This is a genomic window from Kitasatospora sp. NPDC056273, from assembly GCF_042268845.1.
Lineage (GTDB): Bacteria > Actinomycetota > Actinomycetes > Streptomycetales > Streptomycetaceae > Kitasatospora.
Genome location: NZ_JBHJSJ010000058.1, coordinates 31,779 through 49,314 on the forward strand (window position 1 = coordinate 31,779; position 17,536 = coordinate 49,314).

At 75.4% G+C, this 17,536-nt stretch carries 15 protein-coding genes; 5 read left to right on the top strand and 10 right to left on the bottom strand.

All coding sequences use genetic code 11. From position 1 onward, the window contains the following. Nucleotides 1-75: 75 nt before the first annotated feature. Nucleotides 76-4,302, bottom strand: coding sequence for a hypothetical protein (locus ACFCY1_RS34475; protein ID WP_375877134.1), 4,227 nt, complete (start codon nucleotides 4,300-4,302; stop codon nucleotides 76-78). Nucleotides 4,303-4,594: 292 nt separating this feature from the next. Between ACFCY1_RS34475 and ACFCY1_RS34480 the strand changes: the two genes are divergently transcribed. After that, nucleotides 4,595-6,391, top strand: a complete 1,797-nt coding sequence (locus ACFCY1_RS34480; RefSeq protein WP_375877135.1) for a hypothetical protein — start codon at nucleotides 4,595-4,597, stop codon at nucleotides 6,389-6,391. Nucleotides 6,392-6,437: 46 nt separating this feature from the next. Here ACFCY1_RS34480 and ACFCY1_RS34485 read toward each other — a convergent pair whose 3' ends face one another. Continuing rightward, entirely contained in the window at nucleotides 6,438-6,980 is a 543-nt protein-coding gene (locus ACFCY1_RS34485) for a hypothetical protein (protein ID WP_375877136.1), read from the bottom strand. A 154-nt stretch (nucleotides 6,981-7,134) separates the two neighbouring features. Next, complete coding sequence (locus ACFCY1_RS34490; RefSeq protein ID WP_375877137.1) at nucleotides 7,135-9,381, bottom strand: heavy metal translocating P-type ATPase; 2,247 nt, start codon at nucleotides 9,379-9,381, stop codon at nucleotides 7,135-7,137. Nucleotides 9,382-9,692: 311 nt separating this feature from the next. On the opposite strand from ACFCY1_RS34490, the gene ACFCY1_RS34495 reads away from it, so the two are divergent. Both ACFCY1_RS34495 and ACFCY1_RS34500 read left to right on the top strand, forming a co-directional pair. Then, the gene (locus ACFCY1_RS34495; protein WP_049651130.1) at nucleotides 9,693-9,974 is read left to right on the top strand and encodes a metal-sensitive transcriptional regulator; all 282 of its coding nucleotides are present in this window, start codon (nucleotides 9,693-9,695) and stop codon (nucleotides 9,972-9,974) included. Nucleotides 9,975-10,056: 82 nt separating this feature from the next. Next, the gene (locus tag ACFCY1_RS34500; protein WP_375877138.1) at nucleotides 10,057-10,974 is read left to right on the top strand and encodes a hypothetical protein; all 918 of its coding nucleotides are present in this window, start codon (nucleotides 10,057-10,059) and stop codon (nucleotides 10,972-10,974) included. A gap of 139 nt (nucleotides 10,975-11,113) precedes the next feature. Here the strand turns inward: ACFCY1_RS34500 and ACFCY1_RS34505 are convergent, their stop codons facing one another. Then, nucleotides 11,114-11,815, bottom strand: coding sequence for an NAD(P)-dependent oxidoreductase (locus tag ACFCY1_RS34505; protein WP_375877139.1), 702 nt, complete (start codon nucleotides 11,813-11,815; stop codon nucleotides 11,114-11,116). 123 nt (nucleotides 11,816-11,938) lie between these two features. Between ACFCY1_RS34505 and ACFCY1_RS34510 the strand changes: the two genes are divergently transcribed. Beyond that, a complete protein-coding gene (locus ACFCY1_RS34510) occupies nucleotides 11,939-12,655 on the top strand; it encodes a TetR/AcrR family transcriptional regulator (protein ID WP_375877140.1) in 717 nt (238 codons plus the stop codon). A gap of 223 nt (nucleotides 12,656-12,878) precedes the next feature. On the opposite strand, the gene ACFCY1_RS34515 is transcribed toward ACFCY1_RS34510, so the two are convergent. The 3 genes from ACFCY1_RS34515 to ACFCY1_RS34525 form a co-directional block, all read right to left on the bottom strand. After that, on the bottom strand, nucleotides 12,879-13,382 hold the full coding sequence (locus tag ACFCY1_RS34515; protein WP_375877141.1) for a hypothetical protein: 504 nt from the start codon (nucleotides 13,380-13,382) through the stop codon (nucleotides 12,879-12,881). A 155-nt stretch (nucleotides 13,383-13,537) separates the two neighbouring features. Beyond that, nucleotides 13,538-14,467, bottom strand: a complete 930-nt coding sequence (locus ACFCY1_RS34520) for an SDR family NAD(P)-dependent oxidoreductase (protein ID WP_049651126.1) — start codon at nucleotides 14,465-14,467, stop codon at nucleotides 13,538-13,540. A 40-nt stretch (nucleotides 14,468-14,507) separates the two neighbouring features. Continuing rightward, nucleotides 14,508-15,395: an SDR family NAD(P)-dependent oxidoreductase gene (locus ACFCY1_RS34525; protein ID WP_375877142.1), complete on the bottom strand. Its 888-nt coding sequence runs from the start codon at nucleotides 15,393-15,395 to the stop codon at nucleotides 14,508-14,510. Between the two features lie 72 nt (nucleotides 15,396-15,467). Here ACFCY1_RS34525 and ACFCY1_RS34530 point away from each other — a divergent pair, with 72 nt between their 5' ends. Continuing rightward, complete coding sequence (locus ACFCY1_RS34530; protein WP_375877143.1) at nucleotides 15,468-16,406, top strand: LysR family transcriptional regulator; 939 nt, start codon at nucleotides 15,468-15,470, stop codon at nucleotides 16,404-16,406. A 12-nt stretch (nucleotides 16,407-16,418) separates the two neighbouring features. Here the strand turns inward: ACFCY1_RS34530 and ACFCY1_RS34535 are convergent, their stop codons facing one another. The 3 genes from ACFCY1_RS34535 to ACFCY1_RS34545 all read right to left on the bottom strand — a co-directional run bounded on the left by ACFCY1_RS34535 (nucleotide 16,419) and on the right by ACFCY1_RS34545 (nucleotide 17,498). Further along, nucleotides 16,419-16,772: a hypothetical protein gene (locus ACFCY1_RS34535; protein WP_049651123.1), complete on the bottom strand. Its 354-nt coding sequence runs from the start codon at nucleotides 16,770-16,772 to the stop codon at nucleotides 16,419-16,421. Further along, a complete protein-coding gene (locus ACFCY1_RS34540; protein ID WP_375877144.1) occupies nucleotides 16,769-17,242 on the bottom strand; it encodes a hypothetical protein in 474 nt (157 codons plus the stop codon). Before ACFCY1_RS34540 ends, ACFCY1_RS34535 begins: the two co-directional genes overlap by 4 nt. 91 nt (nucleotides 17,243-17,333) lie before the next feature. After that, the gene (locus tag ACFCY1_RS34545) at nucleotides 17,334-17,498 is read right to left on the bottom strand and encodes a hypothetical protein (protein WP_375877145.1); all 165 of its coding nucleotides are present in this window, start codon (nucleotides 17,496-17,498) and stop codon (nucleotides 17,334-17,336) included. Nucleotides 17,499-17,536 lie beyond the last annotated feature (38 nt).

Sequence of the window (17,536 nt, forward strand, 5' to 3'; positions counted from 1 at the left end):
GGGTGACGGCTCGGCCTGCGGCGTACGGTCTGCGGCGTACGGTCCAGGACGCTCCCGACTGCCGTGCGGTTGCCGTCAGTAGAGCGACCTGATCCGCATCTGCATGGCGTGCAGCTCAGGGTCGTCCGGGCTGTACTCGACGGCCGTGCGGGCCAGCTCCTTGGCCTCGCGCAGTTTCCGGGCGTTGGCCTGCTGGACGGCGAACGAGCCGTAGACGATGCCGAGTTCGCGGCACAGCTGGTCGGTGTCCTCCTGGGTGCCGGACAGTTCGAGCGCCTCCTCCAGCAGCTTGATCGCCGCCCGGTAGCGGCGGGCCTCGTAGTGGCTGATGGCCTTGCCGCGCCAGAGGCTGACCATCAGGCGGCGGATGTCGGTCGAGTCGTCGTAGGACCTGGCCTTCTCGAGCATCGCGGCCTGGTCCGCGAACGGCTTGTCCTGCATCGCGTCCACCACGTGGTTGGCGATCAGCACCGAGACCCGGCGCGGGGCCTCGTGCTCGACCCCGCCCTCCCACTCCGGGTCGGCGCGCAGCGCCTCGGCCATCCAGGCGACGGCGCGCCGGTGGTCGTCGGCGAAGGCGGCCGAGCGGGCGAGCTGGCGCAGGACGAAGATCAGGCCGATCCGGTGGTCGGGGTCGGGGTTGAGTTCGACGAGCGCCCGCCAGGCGCCGGCGGCCTCCTCCAGTTCCGCGTCGGTGGCGTCGGGGTGGCTGAGCTGGCCGGCCCGGTTGCCGAGGGCGGCCTCCAGGAAGTGCCGGGCGGTCGGGTCCCCGGGGGCCAGCTCCAGGCTCTTCTCCAGCAGCCCGAGGGCGCGGGAGTAGTCCTTGTCCTCGTTGTTGATCTTGCGTGCCCACTGGGCGTAGGTGGCGCCGAGGTCGCCCCGCACCTCGGGGTCGTCGGGGGCCAACGCCAGGGCCTTCTCCAGGAGTTCGGCGGCTCCGGCCTGGTCGTCCAGGCTGTTCTTGAGCAGCGCGCGGGCGGCCCGGACCCCGGACTCGGCGGCGATCGCGGCGGCGTCGGCGGGCAGCCGGGCGCCGGGGACGGCCCGGGCGCGGGAGAGGCTGTCCAGGGCCTCGCGCCAGTCCTGGTTGCGGTGGTGCTCGCGGGCCTGGCTGACCAGGGACTCGCCGAGCAGTTCCTGCCAGTCCTCGCCGCGCCGCTGCTCGGGCACCGCGTCCAGGGCGGCGACGGCGGCGGCCTGCCTGCCCTGGAGCTGCAGGTAGCGCTGCGGGCCGAGTTCGCCGAACAGGCCGAGGGCCCGGGTGGGAGCGGGCGCGTCGGGGCCGGCCGGGCGCTGCCGCCAGGGCCGGACGGCCTGCTCGAAGGCCTCGGCCCAGCCGTCCGCTCCGGGCTCGGCGCGCAGCAGCCGGTCGAGGGTCGGGCCGAGCGCGAGGCGGCGGGCCGGGCGGCCGGGCAGGGTGATCCGGACGTCCTCCTGGGCGAGCGCGTCCGCGCAGTGGGTCTCCAGGCCGAGGCGCAGTGTCCAGGCGGTGACCTCGTCCCCGCTGCGCCCGGCGGCCCGGTCCAGGGCGCGCAGGTCGTCGCGGAGGCGGTCGAGCAGTCCGGTACGGGCGGCGGCCAGCCGCTGGGGCTCGGCGGTGCGGCCGGTGGTTCGGGCGGACTCGGCCCACAGCTCGGGCTGGTGCAGGGCGGCGACGAGGCTGCCGATCGTCCAGGCCCAGACCTCCTCGCCAGGGGCGTCGGGACCGTCGGCGGTGTCGGCGGCATCGGCGGTTTCGGCAGCATCGGAGGCACCCGCGGCGAGCCGGTAGCCGGCCAGGCCGAGCGCGTGCAGCACCCGGGGGTGGGCCGGGTCCCTGAGCAGCAGCTCGCGGTAGGCCTCCCAGGCCTCGCGGTGGCGGCCGTCGAGGACGGCCTGGTGCGCCTCGTGCTCGGCGAGCAGGGCGAGCGCGCCGGCCACCCGCTCACGGCCCGGCACCTCGCGCCCCGGCACCCCGTCGCCGGGGACGGGCTGGAGCGCCTGGCGCAGGTCGACGGCGGCCTGGCCGAGCCGACCGGCGGCGAGGGCGGCGCCGGCCCGGCGGACCAGGACGGCCGCGCGGGCCGCCCCGGCCTCGGCGGGCACCCCGGCCAGGGCCTCGTCCAGGCGGCCGAGTTCGGCGCGCAGCAGGGCGAGGTCGGTCCGGACGGGCACGGCCGCGGCGCCGTCGCCGAGCGCCACGGCCCAGCGGGCGAGCACCGGTTCGGCCTGCTCGGGGGTGCCGGCCCGGCGGGCGCAGTCGAGGACGGCGCGCAGCGCGGGGGCGGAGCAGCGGACACAGCGGGGCGGGGCGGCGGCCTCGGGGGCGTGCTGGTGGTCGGGGCAGGCCTCGCGGCCGCAGCCGCCGCAGGTACCGGTGGCGGGGCGGTCGCAGAGCGCGCAGTCGCCGGCCGGCTCCGCCACGGCCGTGCCGGAGGTGAGGAAGTGCCGGTACCAGTCCAGGGCGGCGGCCCAGTTGCCGGCCCGTTCGGCGAGCAGGGCGCGCAGCCGGGCGGTCGCCGGGTCGCCGGCCGGGTCGGGCGGGCCGAGCAGGGCGATCGTCCGGGCCGGGCGGCCGGCCAGCAGGGCGACGGCGGCCAGGTGGTAGCGGTCGCGCGGGCCGTGGCCGGCGTCGAGCAGGGCGGCGACCGGCTCCGGGGTGCCCTCGGCCAGGGCGAGGGCGGCGCGCAGCCGGGCCTGGCGGTGGGTGAGGGCGCCGGGCAGGGTGTCGGCGAGGGCGAGCGCGGCGGCGGCGCGGCGGCGCGGTTCGGCGTGGTCGCGGCCGGTGACCAGCAGGTGGGCGGCCTCGCGCAGGGCGGCTTCGCGCAGCGCGGCGCGGTAGCCGGGGGCGTCCGGGTGCTCGGCGGTGGCCTGCTGCCAGAGTTCGCGGGCGGCCGTCGGGTCGGTGTCCAGCCGGGTGCGGGCGAGCCGGTCGCGGGCCAGGGCCCGGCGGGGGCGCAGGTCCTCGTCGTCCAGTGCCTCCCAGCGGGCGAGGGCGCCGGCCGGGTCGCCGGTGCGGGCGAGGGCGAGGCCGTGGTGGAAGGCGGCGACGGCGGTCCAGCGGGTGCCCGGTTCGGCGCCGGCCCGGGTACCGGCTTCGGCCCCGGCGGCGGCCCCGGTGTCGGCCCCGGTGTCGGCCTCGGCGCGCAGGAGCGGCTCGGCCTCCTCGGCCCGCCCGGCGGCGAGCAGGGCGGCGCCGAGCCGGACCCGGGCGGGGCGCCAGTCGGGGGCCGCGCCGAGGCCGGCCCGGTAGTCGGCGGCGGCCTCGGCGGGGCGTTCGGCGCGCTCGTGCACCAGGGCGAGGCCGAACCGGGCCGGGGCGAAGCCGGGCCGGACGGTCAGGGCGGCGGCGAACTGCTCCCGGGCCCGCTCGTCGGCGCCGAGCAGCAGGGCGAGCCGGCCGAGGGCGTAGCGGGGGCGGGGGTCGGTCGGGCTCTCGCCGGCGGCGGCCGCGAGGTCGGCCCAGGCCGCCTCGGTGGCGCCGAGGCGCTGGCGGGCCAGCCCGCGGAAGAGCAGGCCGTCGGCGCGCAGGGCCGGGCCGCGCCCCCACGGGGAGGGTTCGCCGGGGCCGCGGCGCAGCGCCTCGTCGAAGGCGGCGACGGCGGGTTCGTCGCGGTGCAGGGTGTAGAGCTGGGCGCCCCAGCGGAACCAGAGTTCGGCGCTGCCGGAGGGGGCCGCGGCGGCGAGCAGGGCCTCGGCCTCGGCGGCCCGGTCGGTGGCGCGCAGCAGGGCGGCCCGGGCGAGCACCGGCCAGTCCCGGCCGGGCAGGGCGGCGAGGGCGCGGGCGGTGGTGTCCTCGCGCTGCTCGGGGGCGCCGTCGCGGCAGCGGCGCTGGAGCCAGTCGACGGTGCGGGCGACGGTCTCGGCCTCCGCGCCGGGCTCGGGGCCGGCGGCGGTGGCCTGGAGGTGGGCGAACAGCGGGCCGAGGTCGCCGTCGGGTGCCCGCAGCCGCTCCTCGGCGAGCAGGCGCAGGCTCCACCGGGGCAGTTGCCGGGCCGGGTCGGCGAGCAGCAGGTAGGCCTCGCGGTGCAGGGCGAGGGTGGCCTCCTGGTCGCCGGTGGGGACGGTGGCCTCGGCCTGGCCGAGCAGGGCGAGGCCGCGCTGCGGGCCCAACTCCCCCGGCGCGTCGGCGAGTCGGCGGGCCAGCCGGGCGTAGCGGCGGCGGGCCTGGGCGTCCCGGCCGGCGGCGAGCCGGGCGGCGGCGGCGGCCAGTTCCCTCGCCACCGTCGCGGCGTCCAGGGCCCGACGGCGGCGGGCCAGCACGACGGCGGCCGCCGCACCGGCCAGCGCCACCACGACCAGCAGCACCGCTAACAGCGCCATACACCGTCCCCCTGGGTTCGGACACCATCCACCCCATGACCAACTGGCTTCTGGAGATCATGAGTTGACGTCGTGTCGTGATGTTGCTCGGGCGCCATCAGAATAGGCCCTCGATCGGACAGCCGAACAGGAAAGCGCACTATCCTGGGCAGCGCGGCAGCCGTACGACAGCAGCACAGCAGCAGCTCGTCGGGAGCGGAACGGCAGCACAGCCAGCAGCGCGCCGGCGGTACCTGAACCAGCGCGTCAACAGCGGTCAACCGTCGGGGGTCGAGTGTCGGAGTCGCGTTGGGTGCCCGGGCTCCGGTTCGGGCCGGAGTTCGACCCCGAGCAGTACGAACTCCTGGAGTTCCACCACCGGGGCGGCGAGGCCGAGGTGTGGCGGGCGGTCCGCACCGGGCACAACGGGCGCAAGGAACTGGTCGCCGCGAAGATCATGCTGGAGCGCGACCCGGGCGAGGTGCGGCGCTGGCTCGGCCGCTGGGACGACGTCTCGCACAACGCGCACCGGCTGGGCGTCACCGACCTGGTCGTGCCCAGCTTCCTGCTCGGCCCCTCCCCGCACCGGCCCGGCACCCCGCCCGGCGGCGCGCTGCTGGGCTACCAGATCTCGCCCTGGGTCGAGGGCGTGCCGCTGCACACCTGGGCGCGCGGCCAGCGCGGCGGCCCGCCGGCGGTGGCCGAGGTGCTGGCCCGGCTCTGCCGGATCGTCGACGAGCTGCACCGCAAGCGCTGGGTGCACCGCGACATCTCCCCCGCCAACGTCCTGGTGGACGGCCAGGGGCAGGTCAAGCTGATCGACCTGACCTTCCTCGCCCCGCTGGACCACGCCCTGACCGTCGCGGTGTTCACCCCCGGGCACGTCCCGCCGGAGGCCGAGCAGGTCGGCGGCTTCCCGACCACCGCCAAGGACCTGTTCGCGGTCGGCACCCTCGCCCGCACCCTGCTGCTGCCCGACCACGGCCGCCTGGACCACCGGCTGGCCGCCGAACAGGCCCGCGCCGAACTGCTGGCGGCGGGCTACGGCGAGGAGTTGGCGCGCTGGGCCTGCGAGCCGCTGGCCCGCGACCCGGACCGCCGCCCCGCCCCGCTCGGCCCGTGGGCCGCCCGGGGCCGTGAACTGCTGCGCGCCCACCGGCCGGTGGCCCGCACCGCGGGCCTGGCCGTGCTGCCCGACCCGGCCGGGCGCCCGCTGGTGGTCACCGGCGGCGCCGACGGCACCGCGCTGACCGGGCCCGGCAGCCCCGGCCGGGCCCTCCCGGCAGGCCAGGGCCTCTCCGCCGTACGGGAGTTGACGGCCGGCTGGGCCGGACACCCGGGCGAGCTGGTGGTCTGCGCCGAGGACCGCGGCGGCACCCTGTGGGTCGGTACGGCCGCGGGCTGGTGGGAGGCCGCGCGCGGGGTCAACGGCCTGGCGGGCGCGGTCGGTTCGGCCGGGGAGATGACGGTGTGGGCGGCCGTCGGCGGCGCGCTGCGCTCGTACCGCTGGGCGCCCGGCCGCACCCTCACCGGCCAGGAGCACCCCGGCTGCCCGGCCGACCGGGTGCTCGCCGCCGAGGAGGAGCGGCCCGGCAGCTGGCTGCTGCTGGTCGAGCACCGCGAACGGCTGCTGAGCTGGCGGCCCGGCTCCGCCCGACCGCCCGTCCCGGTGGGCCCGGCCGGCCCGCTGCGCGCCGGGGCGCTGGCCCGCACCTCCGCCGGACCGCAGGCCGCGGTACTGCGGGCGGACGGCTCCGTCCAGCTGCACACGCTGGGCGCGGGGGCGGGGACAGCCGGGGCGGGAACGGAGGCGGGAACGGAGATCGGCGACGGCGAGCCCTCGCTCGGCCTCGCCATGGTGGGCCACCGCGGCGGCCCGACCGTCGCACTGGCCGGAGCGGGCGGCGTACGGCTGCGGCTGCCGGCCGGCGGCGCGTCCCGCCGGCCGCGCTGGTGGCGGCCGACGCTGCGCCCGGCCACCCGGGTCGCGCTGGCCATCGGCGACGACTGGCGGCTGTGCCTGGCGGCGGTGGTGGAGGGCGAGTTGCAGGTGTGGCAGGAGGACGCGGCGTACCGCTGGCAGGCGGTGGAGCTGCCGGAGGAGGGTTAGCGTCGGTGCGCTTCCGGGCAGCCCTGGAGCAGTTCGTCGGAGGGGGTCAGGCCGTGGCTTCCGGGCAGCCGTGGAGGAGCTCGGCGAAGGCCGCTCCGGCGGCGTCCCGCGGGAGGATCCGTTCCGCCCGGCGGCCGTCCGGCGTGCTGATCACATAGCGCTCGGCGTGGTACGAGAAGTCGTCCCAGGGCTCCCAGGTGTGGGCGCGCAGCAGGGTCCGGCCGCAGCGGGTGCAGCCGATCCACGGGACGAGGACCAGGTCGGCCAGCTCCGGTTCGCTCCAGCCCGTCACCACCTCGGCCTCGTCGCGCTCGCCGTCCAGCAGCCGTACCGGGGCGGGCGCGCCGTCGCCCGGGCAGCGCAGCAGGCCGGGGGCGAGCCGCTCGCGCTCCCCCCACTCCTCGGTGAGCACGGAGATCTGCGCCCGGTCCGTACCGCCGATCGGGACCTGGCGGGCGAGCAGGCCCTCGACCAGCAGACCGAGCCCGCTCTCCTGCTCGCCGATCGCCCGGCAGTCCTTGACGCCCTGGGCGGCGTCGGCGGGAAGGAGGTCGGCGATCCGGTGCCAGAGCGCGGTGTCTTCGTCCATGGGTCGGACTCTAGTCGCGGGCGATCGGCGCTGGTCGGCCAGGGTCTGCGGCGGCGGCGCGCACCGAGGCCCCGGAACCCTGGTGGGGTTCCGGGGCCTCGGCCCGGCGGTGGGAGCGGCTCGGCGGTGCGGAGCGGCTCGGCTGCTCGGCTGCTCAGCGGAAGCGGCGCAGCCGGAGGCTGTTGCCGACCACGAAGACCGAGGAGAAGGCCATCGCGGCCCCCGCGATCATCGGGTTGAGCAGACCCGCCGCGGCCAGCGGCAGGGCGGCGACGTTGTAGCCGAAGGCCCAGAACAGGTTGCTCTTGATGGTGGCCAGGGTGCGGCGGGAGAGCCGGATGGCGTCCGCCGCGGCCAGCAGGTCGCCGCGGACCAGGGTGAGGTCGCCGGCCTCGATGGCGGCGTCCGTACCGGTGCCCATCGCCAGGCCCAGGTCGGCCTGGGCGAGCGCGGCCGCGTCGTTGACGCCGTCGCCGACCATCGCGACGACCTTGCCCTCGGCCTGCAGCCGCTTGACGGTGTCGACCTTGTCCTGCGGCATGACCTCGGCGATCACGTGCTCCGGACCGATGCCGACCTCGGCCGCCACGGCCTCGGCGACCAGCCGGTTGTCGCCGGTGAGCAGCACCGGGGTCAGGCCCAGGGCGCGCAGCCTGCCGATGGCCTCGGCGCTGGTCGGCTTGACCGCGTCGGCGACCTCCAGCACGGCCCGGGCCTCGCCGTCCCAGCCGACCGCGATCGCGGTGCGGCCGGCCGCCTCGGCGGCGGCCTTGGCCTCGGCCAGCGCCTCCGGCAGGTACTGCGACCACTCGTTCAGCAGGGCCTCCCGGCCGGCCACCACGGCGTGGCCGTCCACCACGCCCTGGACGCCCAGGCCCGGGACGTTCTCGAAGCCCTCGACGGCGGGCAGTTCGCCGGCCTTGGCGGCGGCGGTGGCGATGGCCCGGGCGATCGGGTGCTCGGAGGCGTGCTCCAGGGCGCCGGCCAGGCGCAGCACCTCGGCCCGGTCCACGCCCTCGGCGGTGTGCACGGCGAGCAGGGTCATCTGGCCGGTGGTGACGGTGCCGGTCTTGTCCAGGACGATGGTGTCGACCTTGCGGGTGGACTCCAGGACCTCCGGGCCCTTGATCAGGACGCCCAGCTGGGCGCCACGGCCGGTGCCGACCAGCAGGGCGGTCGGGGTGGCCAGGCCCAGGGCGCACGGGCAGGCGATGATCAGCACGGCGACGGCCGCGGTGAAGGCGGCGGTCCAGCCTTCGCCGGTGCCCAGCCAGTAGCCGAGGGTGGCCACCGCGAGGGTGATCACGATCGGGACGAAGACCGCGGAGATCCGGTCCGCGAGGCGCTGGGCGGCGGCCTTGCCGTTCTGCGCCTCCTCGACCAGCCGGGCCATCCGGGACAGCTGGGTGTCGGCGCCGACCCGGGTGGCCTCGACCACCAGCCGGCCGCCCGCGTTGACGGTGGCGCCGGTGACGTTGTCGCCGACCCCGACCTCGACCGGGACGGACTCGCCGGTCAGCATCGAGGCGTCCACCGCCGAGGCGCCCTCGACCACCGTGCCGTCGGTGGCGATCTTCTCGCCCGGCCGGACCACGAAGCGGTCGCCCACGGCGAGGTCGGCGATCGGGATGCGCACCTCGGCCCCGCCGCGCAGCACCGTCACGTCCTTGGCGCCCAGTTCCAGCAGCGCCTTGAGCGCGGCCCCGGCGGTGCGCTTGGAGCGTGCCTCGAAGTAGCGGCCGGCCAGGATGAAGGCGGTGACCCCGGCCGCCGCCTCCAGGTAGATGTTGGACGAGCCGTCGCCGCGGGCGATGGTGAACTCGAAGCCGTGCCGCATGCCCGGCATCCCGGCGTCGCCGAAGAACAGCGCCCACAGCGACCAGAGGAACGCGGCGGTGGTGCCGAGCGAGACCAGGGTGTCCATGGTCGCGGCGCCGTGCCGGGCGTTGGTGAACGCGGCCCGATGGAACGGCCAGGCGGCGTAGGTGACGACCGGTGCGGCGAGGGTCAGCGACAGCCACTGCCAGTTGTCGAACTGGAGGGCCGGCACCATCGCCATCGCGATCACCGGCACCGCGAGCGCCACGGCGGTGAACAACCGCTGGCGCAGCGGGGCCAGTTCGTCGGCCGGCTCGGCCTGCCCGGCGCCCGAACCCCCTTCCGCGGCCGGGGGCTTGGGCAGCGCGGCGGTGTAGCCGGTGGCCTCGACGGTGGCGATCAGGTCGGCGACCTCGACCCCGCCCTCGAAGGAGACCTTCGCCTTCTCCGTGGCGTAGTTGACGCTGGCCGTGACCCCGTCCATCCGGTTGAGCTTCTTCTCGATCCGGGCCGCGCAGGAGGCGCACGTCATGCCGCCGATCGAGAGTTCCACCTCCGCTGAGGCGGGTGCCTGCGTAGTCATCGTCGCTCCTCGTGACGTCGTCGTGCGGTACGTTCGGCGGCCGGGCCCTCGTACCCATGGGGGGTATCGGGCGGTGCCGGGTTCATTTATACCCCTGAGGGGTATCCGCCGCAAGCCCTGACGGATACCCCCTGCCCGTATTTTTCGGGGGCGGCGACTGCTTGACTTGATACCCCCATGGGGTATTCACTCGTGGGCATCGAGCGGCGTCGAGCCGCATCGAGACGCACCAAGGCGCACCAAGGCGCGTCGAGCCGCATCAAGTCGCATCACGTCGCACCGAGCCCCCGCCGGAACCCGAGGAGGACCCCATGGCCGGCTACCACAACGACAAGGACCAGCTCCTGCGCCGCCTGCGCCGCGTCGAGGGCCAGATCCGCGGCCTCCAGCGCATGGTCGACACCGACACCTACTGCATCGACACGCTCACCCAGGTCTCCGCCGCCACCAAGGCCCTCCAGTCCGTGGCGCTACAGCTGCTCGACTCCCACCTCGCCCACTGCGTCCACGACGCCATCGCGGGCGGCGGGGCCGAGGCGGACGCCAAGGTCGCCGAGGCCACCCAGGCCATCGCCCGGCTCATGCGGGCCTGAGCGCCCGGCCCGTCCCCCTTCTGTCCTGCCGTCCTGCCGTCCTGCCGTCCCGCCGTCCCGCATCACGAGGAGAAACGCCGCCATGAACACCCCGCTGCGCATCACCGCCTTCACCGCCGGACTCGCCGCCTCCTTCGGCCTCGCCCTCGGCGTCGGCCACGCCACCGGCAACGGCCCCTCCCCCAAGCCCGCCACCGCCGCGCACGGCGGGCACGCCGGGCACGGCGGGCACGCTGGGCACGGCGAAGAGCCGGCGAACGGCGGCGCCGAGCACCTGCCCGGCGGGCTGCAGGTCTCCGAACGCGGCTACACGCTCAGCGTCGAGAACCCGTTCGTGACCGCCGGCTCCCCCACCGACCTGCGCTTCCGCATCCTCGGCACGGACGGCAAGCCCGTCACCGCCTACCAGCAGCAGCACGAGAAGGACCTGCACCTGATCGTCGCCCCGCGCGACCTGTCGACCTTCCAGCACCTGCACCCGACCCTCGCCGCCGACGGCACCTGGAGCGCCCAGACCGCCGTCCCCGCCGCCGGGGAGTACCGGGTCTTCGCGGACTTCACCCCGGCCGGGGCCAGCGAGGGACTCACCCTCGGCGCCGACCTGCACGCCGCGGGCGACCTGCGGCCCGCCCCGCTGCCGGAGACCGGACGGACCGTCACCGTCGACGGCTACACCGTCACCCTCGGCGGCGACCTCACGCCCGGGCGCAGCGGCACGCTCACCCTCGGCGTCAGCAAGGACGACCGGCCGGTCACCGACCTCCAGCCCTACCTCGGCGCGTACGGCCACCTCGTCGCCCTGCGCGCCGGCGACCTCGCCTACCTGCACGTCCACCCGGACACCGGCACCCCGGGCCCGGAGATCGGCTTCACCACCACCGCCCCGAGCCCCGGCAGCTACCGCCTCTTCCTGGACTTCAAGCACCAGGACACCGTCCACACGGCGGCCTTCACCGTGACGACGGAAGGCGCCGCCGCCCCGGCCGGCCACCAGCACTGAGCGGGCCCGTACGAGAGGTGCCGGGCGATCCCGCGGGGGGATCGCCCGGTACCTTTGCCGTTCACCCGATCGGGTGCGGAGCGGCTTGCCGGAGCACGGCGAGGAGAGAGGTTCCCGGGTGGATCTCGACTACGACCTTTCAGTACCCGACCGTGAAGCGGCGCTGGACGAATCGCGGCAGCTCCGCCTCGTCGACCAGGGCGACCGCGGCGTCCTCCACCGAGATGCGACTGCGTCCGTCAGCGTCCAGGACGGATTGGTCGCCACCGGTCCGGAAACGGCCGGTACGCTCGCCGGGAGCGATGTCCTCGGCCGGGCTGAAGTAGGTCCACAGCCGATTCGAGGTTCGCAGGACGGTCAGGGCGTCCCGGTGGCCGCGCACGGCGGCCGCGTACTCCCGGGGCAGTCCGAGCGCGTCGAGGCTCTCATGGATCAGCTCGTCATGGTCGGCGCGCACCACGCCCGGTTCGACCTCCAGGCTTCCGGCACCGCCGATCACGATCAGGCGCGTCCTGGGGTGGCTCTCCAGTGCCGTCAGCAGCGCGCGGGCGGCAGTCGCGTAGACCGTGGGGTCGGCGATGGAGCGACGGACGGTGTCGGCGAAGTCCTTGGCGGCGTTGCCCGGCTGGAATCCGCTGATCAGCACGTCCAGGCCGGGCAGCACGGCCGCGATGCTCGCCGCGTCGAGGACGTCGACGTCGGCCCAGGTGATGTTCTCGCGGGTCTCCTTGATCCGTGAAGTGTCCCGACCGAAGGCCGAGACCAGGTGTCCGCGCTGAAGCGCCTCGGTGACGACCCGGCTGCCGATGCCGCCAGTGGCGCCGATGACTCCGATGTGCATGGTTCTCCCCTCAACCTGCGTGCGAATACGGCGACATGACGGGCCGTCGGTCACCGCGGCGAAAACTATACGGCGTGAAGTTTCGATACGCCAACCAATCTGGTGACACTGTAGAGTGTCCGCATGGCGGCTACCGGGACCACAGGACGACGCGAGCGGCTGCGCGCCGAGACGACGGCCGAAATCAAGAGCGTGGCATTGGCGCTGATGGCCTCAGGCGGCCCCGACGCCATCACGCTGCGGGCCATCGCCCGAGAGATGGGCATGACCGCCAACGCCATCTACGGCTACTTCGCCACCCGCGACGATCTGGTCACCACGCTCATCAACGACGTGTACACCGCGCTGGCCGACGCCGTGGACGCGGCCTGGGAGGCCGCCCCCGCCAAGGACCCGGCGGTCCGGATCCAGGCATGGGCCACCGCCTTCCGGAACTGGGCCGTCGCCAACCCCGAGGGCTTCCGCCTCGTCTACGGTGACCCGGTCCCCGGCTACCACGCCCCCGAGGGCGGCGCCGCCCCGGACGCCGCGCGCCGGGTGTGCACAGGACTCGCCGCACTCGCGGCGGCTGCCTGGCCCCACACCGAACACCTCTACCGAGACAGCACGTTCGAGTGGCCCGACTTCGACCCCGGGCTCCGCGACAAGGTGCGCGAGGCCTTCCCGGAGCTGCCCCCCGCCGCCGTCGCACTCGCCCTGCGCGTCTGGGGACACCTTCACGGCCTGGTGTCACTGGAGATCTACGGCCACCTCCACACTCAGATGGCCAGCCCGGACAAGCTCTTCCGCGAGGAACTGGCCCAGCTCGTCCGAGCACTGGGCATCCCTCACCAGGGCTGAGCGGCTCCGCCGCACAGCCCGGATCGGGCTTGTCCCGCGGCCCGGTGAGGTGAGGAGGAGCGGAACACCGGTTCAGGACCTCGTGCGGGTCGGGGGCCTCACACCTGTCCGCAACCACCAACACCTGAAAGCAGTTGCGCGAGAAGTCGGCCAGGCCGACTTCTCGCGCAAACCTTCCCGCCTCACGCCACCTGCCCCTTGGCGGGCCGGAGCCCTGGCCCGATCAGCGCTGGATCTCGGCCCGCGCCCGCTCGTCCGGCGTGCCGATGTCCCAGAAGCGGACGATTCCGTGCGCGCCGGCGTAGGCGCCCGTACCGCCGGTGACGGCCATGTCTAGCGGGGCGCTCGATCCGGTCGTCCAGAGCGACTGCATCGCCAGGGAGCCGCCCTCGACCTCCATGGTGATGAGGCACTGCTTCGTCACCTCCCCACCGTGGAGCTGGACGACCTGGCACGATCCGCCCCCGCGTCCGACGCTGCGGCCGCCCTGGACGGTGGCGCCGGAGTAGACGTCCATGTCGCCCAGGCTCGGCCCGGCCGTGCCGAGGTCCAGCACCTCGTACTGGTCGTTCTGGACCTTGAGTTCGAGCACCTCGACGCGCCCCTTCCGCAGGCTGTCGGCGTCCGCGGTGCCCACGGCGGCGAATCCGATCGCGGCCGTGGCCAGCGCGGCGGCGACGAACCTCCTGGCCGTCAGGTACCTGCTGCTGCTTCCGTTGGTGCCCATGGAGGCTCCCCCTTCGCTGTGACCTCGTGCGCGAACTCCCTCGACGCTATGACCCGCGAGCCGGCCTTTTCCAAGACCAATCCCGTTATCGCGCCATACCTTCGCGGGCATGATCGGCTCACAGCGGAGCAGGTCCGGTCCGGTCCGAGCGGCGGTCAGCCGGAGGACTTCACCGACTCCTCCGACAGGTCCCAGAGCCTCCGGGCGTTCTCGCCGTCCAGCGCGTAGCGCGCGACGCCTTGCAGCGGGACGCCTCGGCGGTCGAGCACCTCGGCCTCGTCGCAGTCGGCGAAGTAGCGGCCGCCGACGCCGTCCAGGAGGGGTGAGACGGCGAGCAGGACGGAGGTCGCCGCTCCCTGGGCGACCGTCTTCATCAGCTCGGGCGGGATGGTCCCGCTGCCCCGGCCGTCGGTGTGGCGCTGGAGGTTGGTGAGGATCGCGCCGGGCATCAGGGCGTTGGCGGTGATGCCGTCGCCGGCCCAGCGGCGGCTCGCCTCGACCGCGAACAGGACGTTGGCGGTCTTGGACTGGGCGTAGGCGAGCCACGGGTCGTACGGGCGGAAGGCGAAGTGGACGTCGTCCCACACGATCGGCGACCGCTGGTGGGCGCTGGAGCTGACCGAGACGATCCGGGCGGCGCCGTCGGCGGCGAGCGCGCGGTGCAGGCCGGTGGCGAGGGCGAAGTGCCCCAGGTGGTTGGTGGCGAACTGCCACTCCCAGCCCTGCTCGGTGTACCGCTCCGGGCAGGCCATCACGCCGGCGTTGTTCACCAGGATGTGCAGCGGGCCCTGCCAGGCCTCCGCGAACGCGGCGACGGAGGCCAGGTCGGTGAGGTCCAGCCGGCCGACGTGCACCTCCCGGTTGCCGGTGGCCGCGGTGATCTCCTCGGCGACCCGCTGCCCGGCCGCCACGTCGCGGACGGCCAGGGTGACGGCGGCGCCGGTGCCGGCCAGCACCCGGGCGGTCTCCGTGCCGAGGCCGGAGGCGGCGCCGGTCACCACGGCGCGGCGGCCGGTGAGGTCGACGCCCTGCGCGACCTCGGCGGCGGTGGTCGCGAAGCCGTACGGCGTGCTGATCGCGTTCATCGGTGAACTCCTCTTCGGGCAACGGGTGTTGTCGACGCCCTCACGGTACGAGCAGGCGGTCCTGCTCGGTCGGCGGCGTGCCGCCGTACCAGTCGAGCGGGCGGCCCGCGCGGACGAGTTCGCCGTACAGGGCCGGGTCGACGGGCGCGGCGAACACCAGGTCCAGGATGTCCGCGGCCGCCACCGCGGGCGGGCGCGCCTCGCGGTAGTCGCCGAACCAGGGGCGCGAGGTCGCGGTGTCGACCATGCCCGGGCAGACGGAGGCGATCAGGATGCCGGCGGCGAGGTCGCGCTCGCGCCGCTCGGCGGCGACCGCCCGGACGGCGGCCACCTGGGCCACCTTCGAGGGCACGTTCAGCCAGCGCGGCCAGCCCGCCTCCTCGGCGGTGCCGTGGTGGATCGCGGCGCGCCAGGACTCGACGGCGTACTCCACCTGGTCGAGGGTCGCGCCGTCGAACAGGTGCCGCAGCCGGGGGTCCAGGTGGCCGAGGGTGCCCAGGCTGCTGGCCACCACGAGCAGTCGGCCGCCGGGGCGCAGCACCGGGGCGAAGTCGCGCAGCACGGCGTGGGTGGCGGTGTTGGAGACGTCGATGAACTCGTCGGCGCGCTCGGACTGCGACTCGCCGGGGAGCAGCCGGGCGACGGCGTTGGACAGGACGATGTCGACGCCGCCGTGCCGCTGCCGGAGTTCGTCGGCGAGGCGGGCGAGGGCCTCGGCGTCGGTGACGTCCAGGACCCGCCCTTCGACGCGACCGCGGGTGCCGGCCGACCGGGCGACCTGGCGGGCGGCCTCGGTGACGCGCTGCTCGCTGCGGCCGGTGAGCAGGACCAGGTCGGCCGGCCGCAGGCGGGCCGCCAGTCCCTCGGCGAGGGCCCGGCCGAGGCCCTGGTTGGCCCCCGTGACGAGGGCGGTGCGGGGATCGCTCATACCGACCACGGTAGGAACCGGCGCCTCCATGAGTCCAACGAAACTCTCGCACCTCTGCTATGCGTAGACGTCATGGACTTCACGGACGTCTCGCTGACCGCGCTGCGGGTGTTCCGGGCCGTGGCCGAGCAGGGCACCTTCACGGCGGCCGCGCAGGCGCTGGGGTACACCCAGTCGGCGGTGTCCCGGCAGATCGCCTCGATCGAACGGGCCGCGGGCGCGGAGCTGCTGGAACGGCGCCGCGAGGGCGTCCGGCTGACGGCCGCCGGGCGGGTGGTGATGCGGCACGCGACCGTCGTGCTGGACGAGATCGACGCGGCGGCCCGCGAACTGTCCGGCCGGCCCGAGGAGGGCGGGACGGTCCGGCTCGGCTGGGTGCCGACCGCCGGTACGACCCTCGTCCCGCAGGCCCTCGCCGCGCTGCGGCGCAGCGACCCGGGGGTACGGGTGACCAGCCGCGAGGGCGGCACGGCGACGCTGGCGCGGGCGCTGCGGGCGGGCGGCATCGACCTCGCCCTGCTCTCCTCGGCCCCGCCGTTCCGCGCCCCGGACACCGAGTCGCCGCCCCTGGTGCTGCAGACCCTCACCGAGCGCGCCCTGTGCCTGGCCGTGCCCGCGGCGCACCCGCTGGCCCGCGGGGAGTACGTCGACGTGGCCGACCTGCGCGGGCAACGGTGGATCGCCGGGCCGTCCGCCGGGGCCGACCGGCTGATGGGGGTGTGGCCGGGGCTGGACGAACGGCCCGAGATCGCCCACACCGCCCGCGACTGGCTCGCCAAGCTGCACCTGGTGGCGGCCGGCGGCGGGCTGACCACCGTCTCCCCCGCCATGGCCGCCGCCGCACCGCCCGGCGTACGCGTCCTGCCGGTACGCGGCGGCCCGCAGGAGGTGCGGCGGCTGCTGCTGGCCCGCCTCCCGCAGCCGCCCACCGACCCGGTCCGCCGCCTGGCGGCGGCGCTGCGCGCGGCAGCGGTGGCGGAGGCGAACGGCGGTCCGCAGGAGGCCCGTTGAGCCCCGCGAGCGTCAGTCCGTGGCTTTGGGGTGACCGACTCCCGCGTAGGTGATCCAGGCGGTGCGGTTGGCATCGTCGATCAGGTACCAGATACGCCCTCCGCCCGTGACCTCATATTGCCAGCATTCCAGGGCTTGCCCCTTGAACGCGGAGCTTCCGAGGCGACCCTTGAGCCGGTGTTGACGGTCGGCATTGCCCACGCCCCGCGGAGCGGCACGGATCGCCTCGAAGGCACGCCGCAAGTTGCCCGCCGCCTGGCGGGCCAGTTGCTCCCAGCCATCGGCTGCTTCGGAGCTGGCGAAGCGGAGGTCGAATTCGTCGCCGATCGGAGGGGGCGCGGCTCGATCCCCGCGCTTCGGGCTCACTCGGCCGCCTCGGGTGGCGGGACGGGCCCGAGGTCGCCCTCGAGCTCACGGGTGAGGATGGCGAGCAGGGCCGGATCCGCATAGACCTCGGCGCTGTGCTTCCACTGGGTGAGGAGGAGAGCGATCGGCGCGAGGTTGTCCAGCGCCACGGCGCCGCGCGCCGTGTCCACCAGCTCGGTGAGAAGGGTGTCGATGTCCTCCTCGGGCAGGAAGGTGCTCCACGGCAGGGCTTCGGGCAGTGCCTGGCGCAGCGCGGCGACGTTCTCGGTCCGGACCAGCCCCGCAAGCAGCCTGGAGGTGAAGTCCACGACGCTGGCGTCACGTTCCATCTGGTCGACGCTCATCAGGGCGAGGTCCTCGGCATCGCGTCTCCGGAGTCTGAGCGCGCGGACCTCGTCCAGTCGGCGCGTGGTCGCGGCCGGGTGGTGGAGCAGCTCGCTGAAGGGCACATCCTCGTAGGCCGCAGTCATGACATCCACAGTAGCTCGGATGTCGTGCTCCCTAGCGATTTGCGGGACATCACATACCCGAAAGAGGTATTCACACGCAGGGCGCGAGTGGTCAGCGGCCCGGGCGGCAGGGGGCGGGGGTGCCACGGGTCGGGTCGGCGGTGACGGCCGCCGCGACGGTGCCGGCCAGGCAGGCGATCAGGCAGCGGGTGACGGGGTGGCGTACGGCGCGCAGCAGGGCGGGCGGGCGTGTGGCGGGGGCCGGGTGGTGCGTCATCGAGGGCTCCTTCGTGGGGGGGTACGGCCGTCGGGGGC

Excerpts from the sequence above, each read along its gene's own strand:
- ACFCY1_RS34505 (WP_375877139.1), bottom strand. The coding sequence starts at position 11,815 with ATGCACATCGGAGTCATCGGCGCCACTGGCGGCATCGGCAGCCGGGTC.
- ACFCY1_RS34475 (WP_375877134.1), bottom strand. The coding sequence starts at position 4,302 with ATGGCGCTGTTAGCGGTGCTGCTGGTCGTGGTGGCGCTGGCCGGTGCG.
- ACFCY1_RS34525 (WP_375877142.1), bottom strand. The coding sequence starts at position 15,395 with ATGAGCGATCCCCGCACCGCCCTCGTCACGGGGGCCAACCAGGGCCTC.
- ACFCY1_RS34545 (WP_375877145.1), bottom strand. The coding sequence starts at position 17,498 with ATGACGCACCACCCGGCCCCCGCCACACGCCCGCCCGCCCTGCTGCGC.
- ACFCY1_RS34540 (WP_375877144.1), bottom strand. The coding sequence starts at position 17,242 with ATGACTGCGGCCTACGAGGATGTGCCCTTCAGCGAGCTGCTCCACCAC.
- ACFCY1_RS34485 (WP_375877136.1), bottom strand. The coding sequence starts at position 6,980 with ATGGACGAAGACACCGCGCTCTGGCACCGGATCGCCGACCTCCTTCCC.
- ACFCY1_RS34520 (WP_049651126.1), bottom strand. The coding sequence starts at position 14,467 with ATGAACGCGATCAGCACGCCGTACGGCTTCGCGACCACCGCCGCCGAG.
- ACFCY1_RS34510 (WP_375877140.1), top strand. The coding sequence starts at position 11,939 with ATGGCGGCTACCGGGACCACAGGACGACGCGAGCGGCTGCGCGCCGAG.
- ACFCY1_RS34515 (WP_375877141.1), bottom strand. The coding sequence starts at position 13,382 with ATGGGCACCAACGGAAGCAGCAGCAGGTACCTGACGGCCAGGAGGTTC.
- ACFCY1_RS34500 (WP_375877138.1), top strand. The coding sequence starts at position 10,057 with ATGAACACCCCGCTGCGCATCACCGCCTTCACCGCCGGACTCGCCGCC.
- ACFCY1_RS34490 (WP_375877137.1), bottom strand. The coding sequence starts at position 9,381 with ATGACTACGCAGGCACCCGCCTCAGCGGAGGTGGAACTCTCGATCGGC.
- ACFCY1_RS34530 (WP_375877143.1), top strand. The coding sequence starts at position 15,468 with ATGGACTTCACGGACGTCTCGCTGACCGCGCTGCGGGTGTTCCGGGCC.
- ACFCY1_RS34495 (WP_049651130.1), top strand. The coding sequence starts at position 9,693 with ATGGCCGGCTACCACAACGACAAGGACCAGCTCCTGCGCCGCCTGCGC.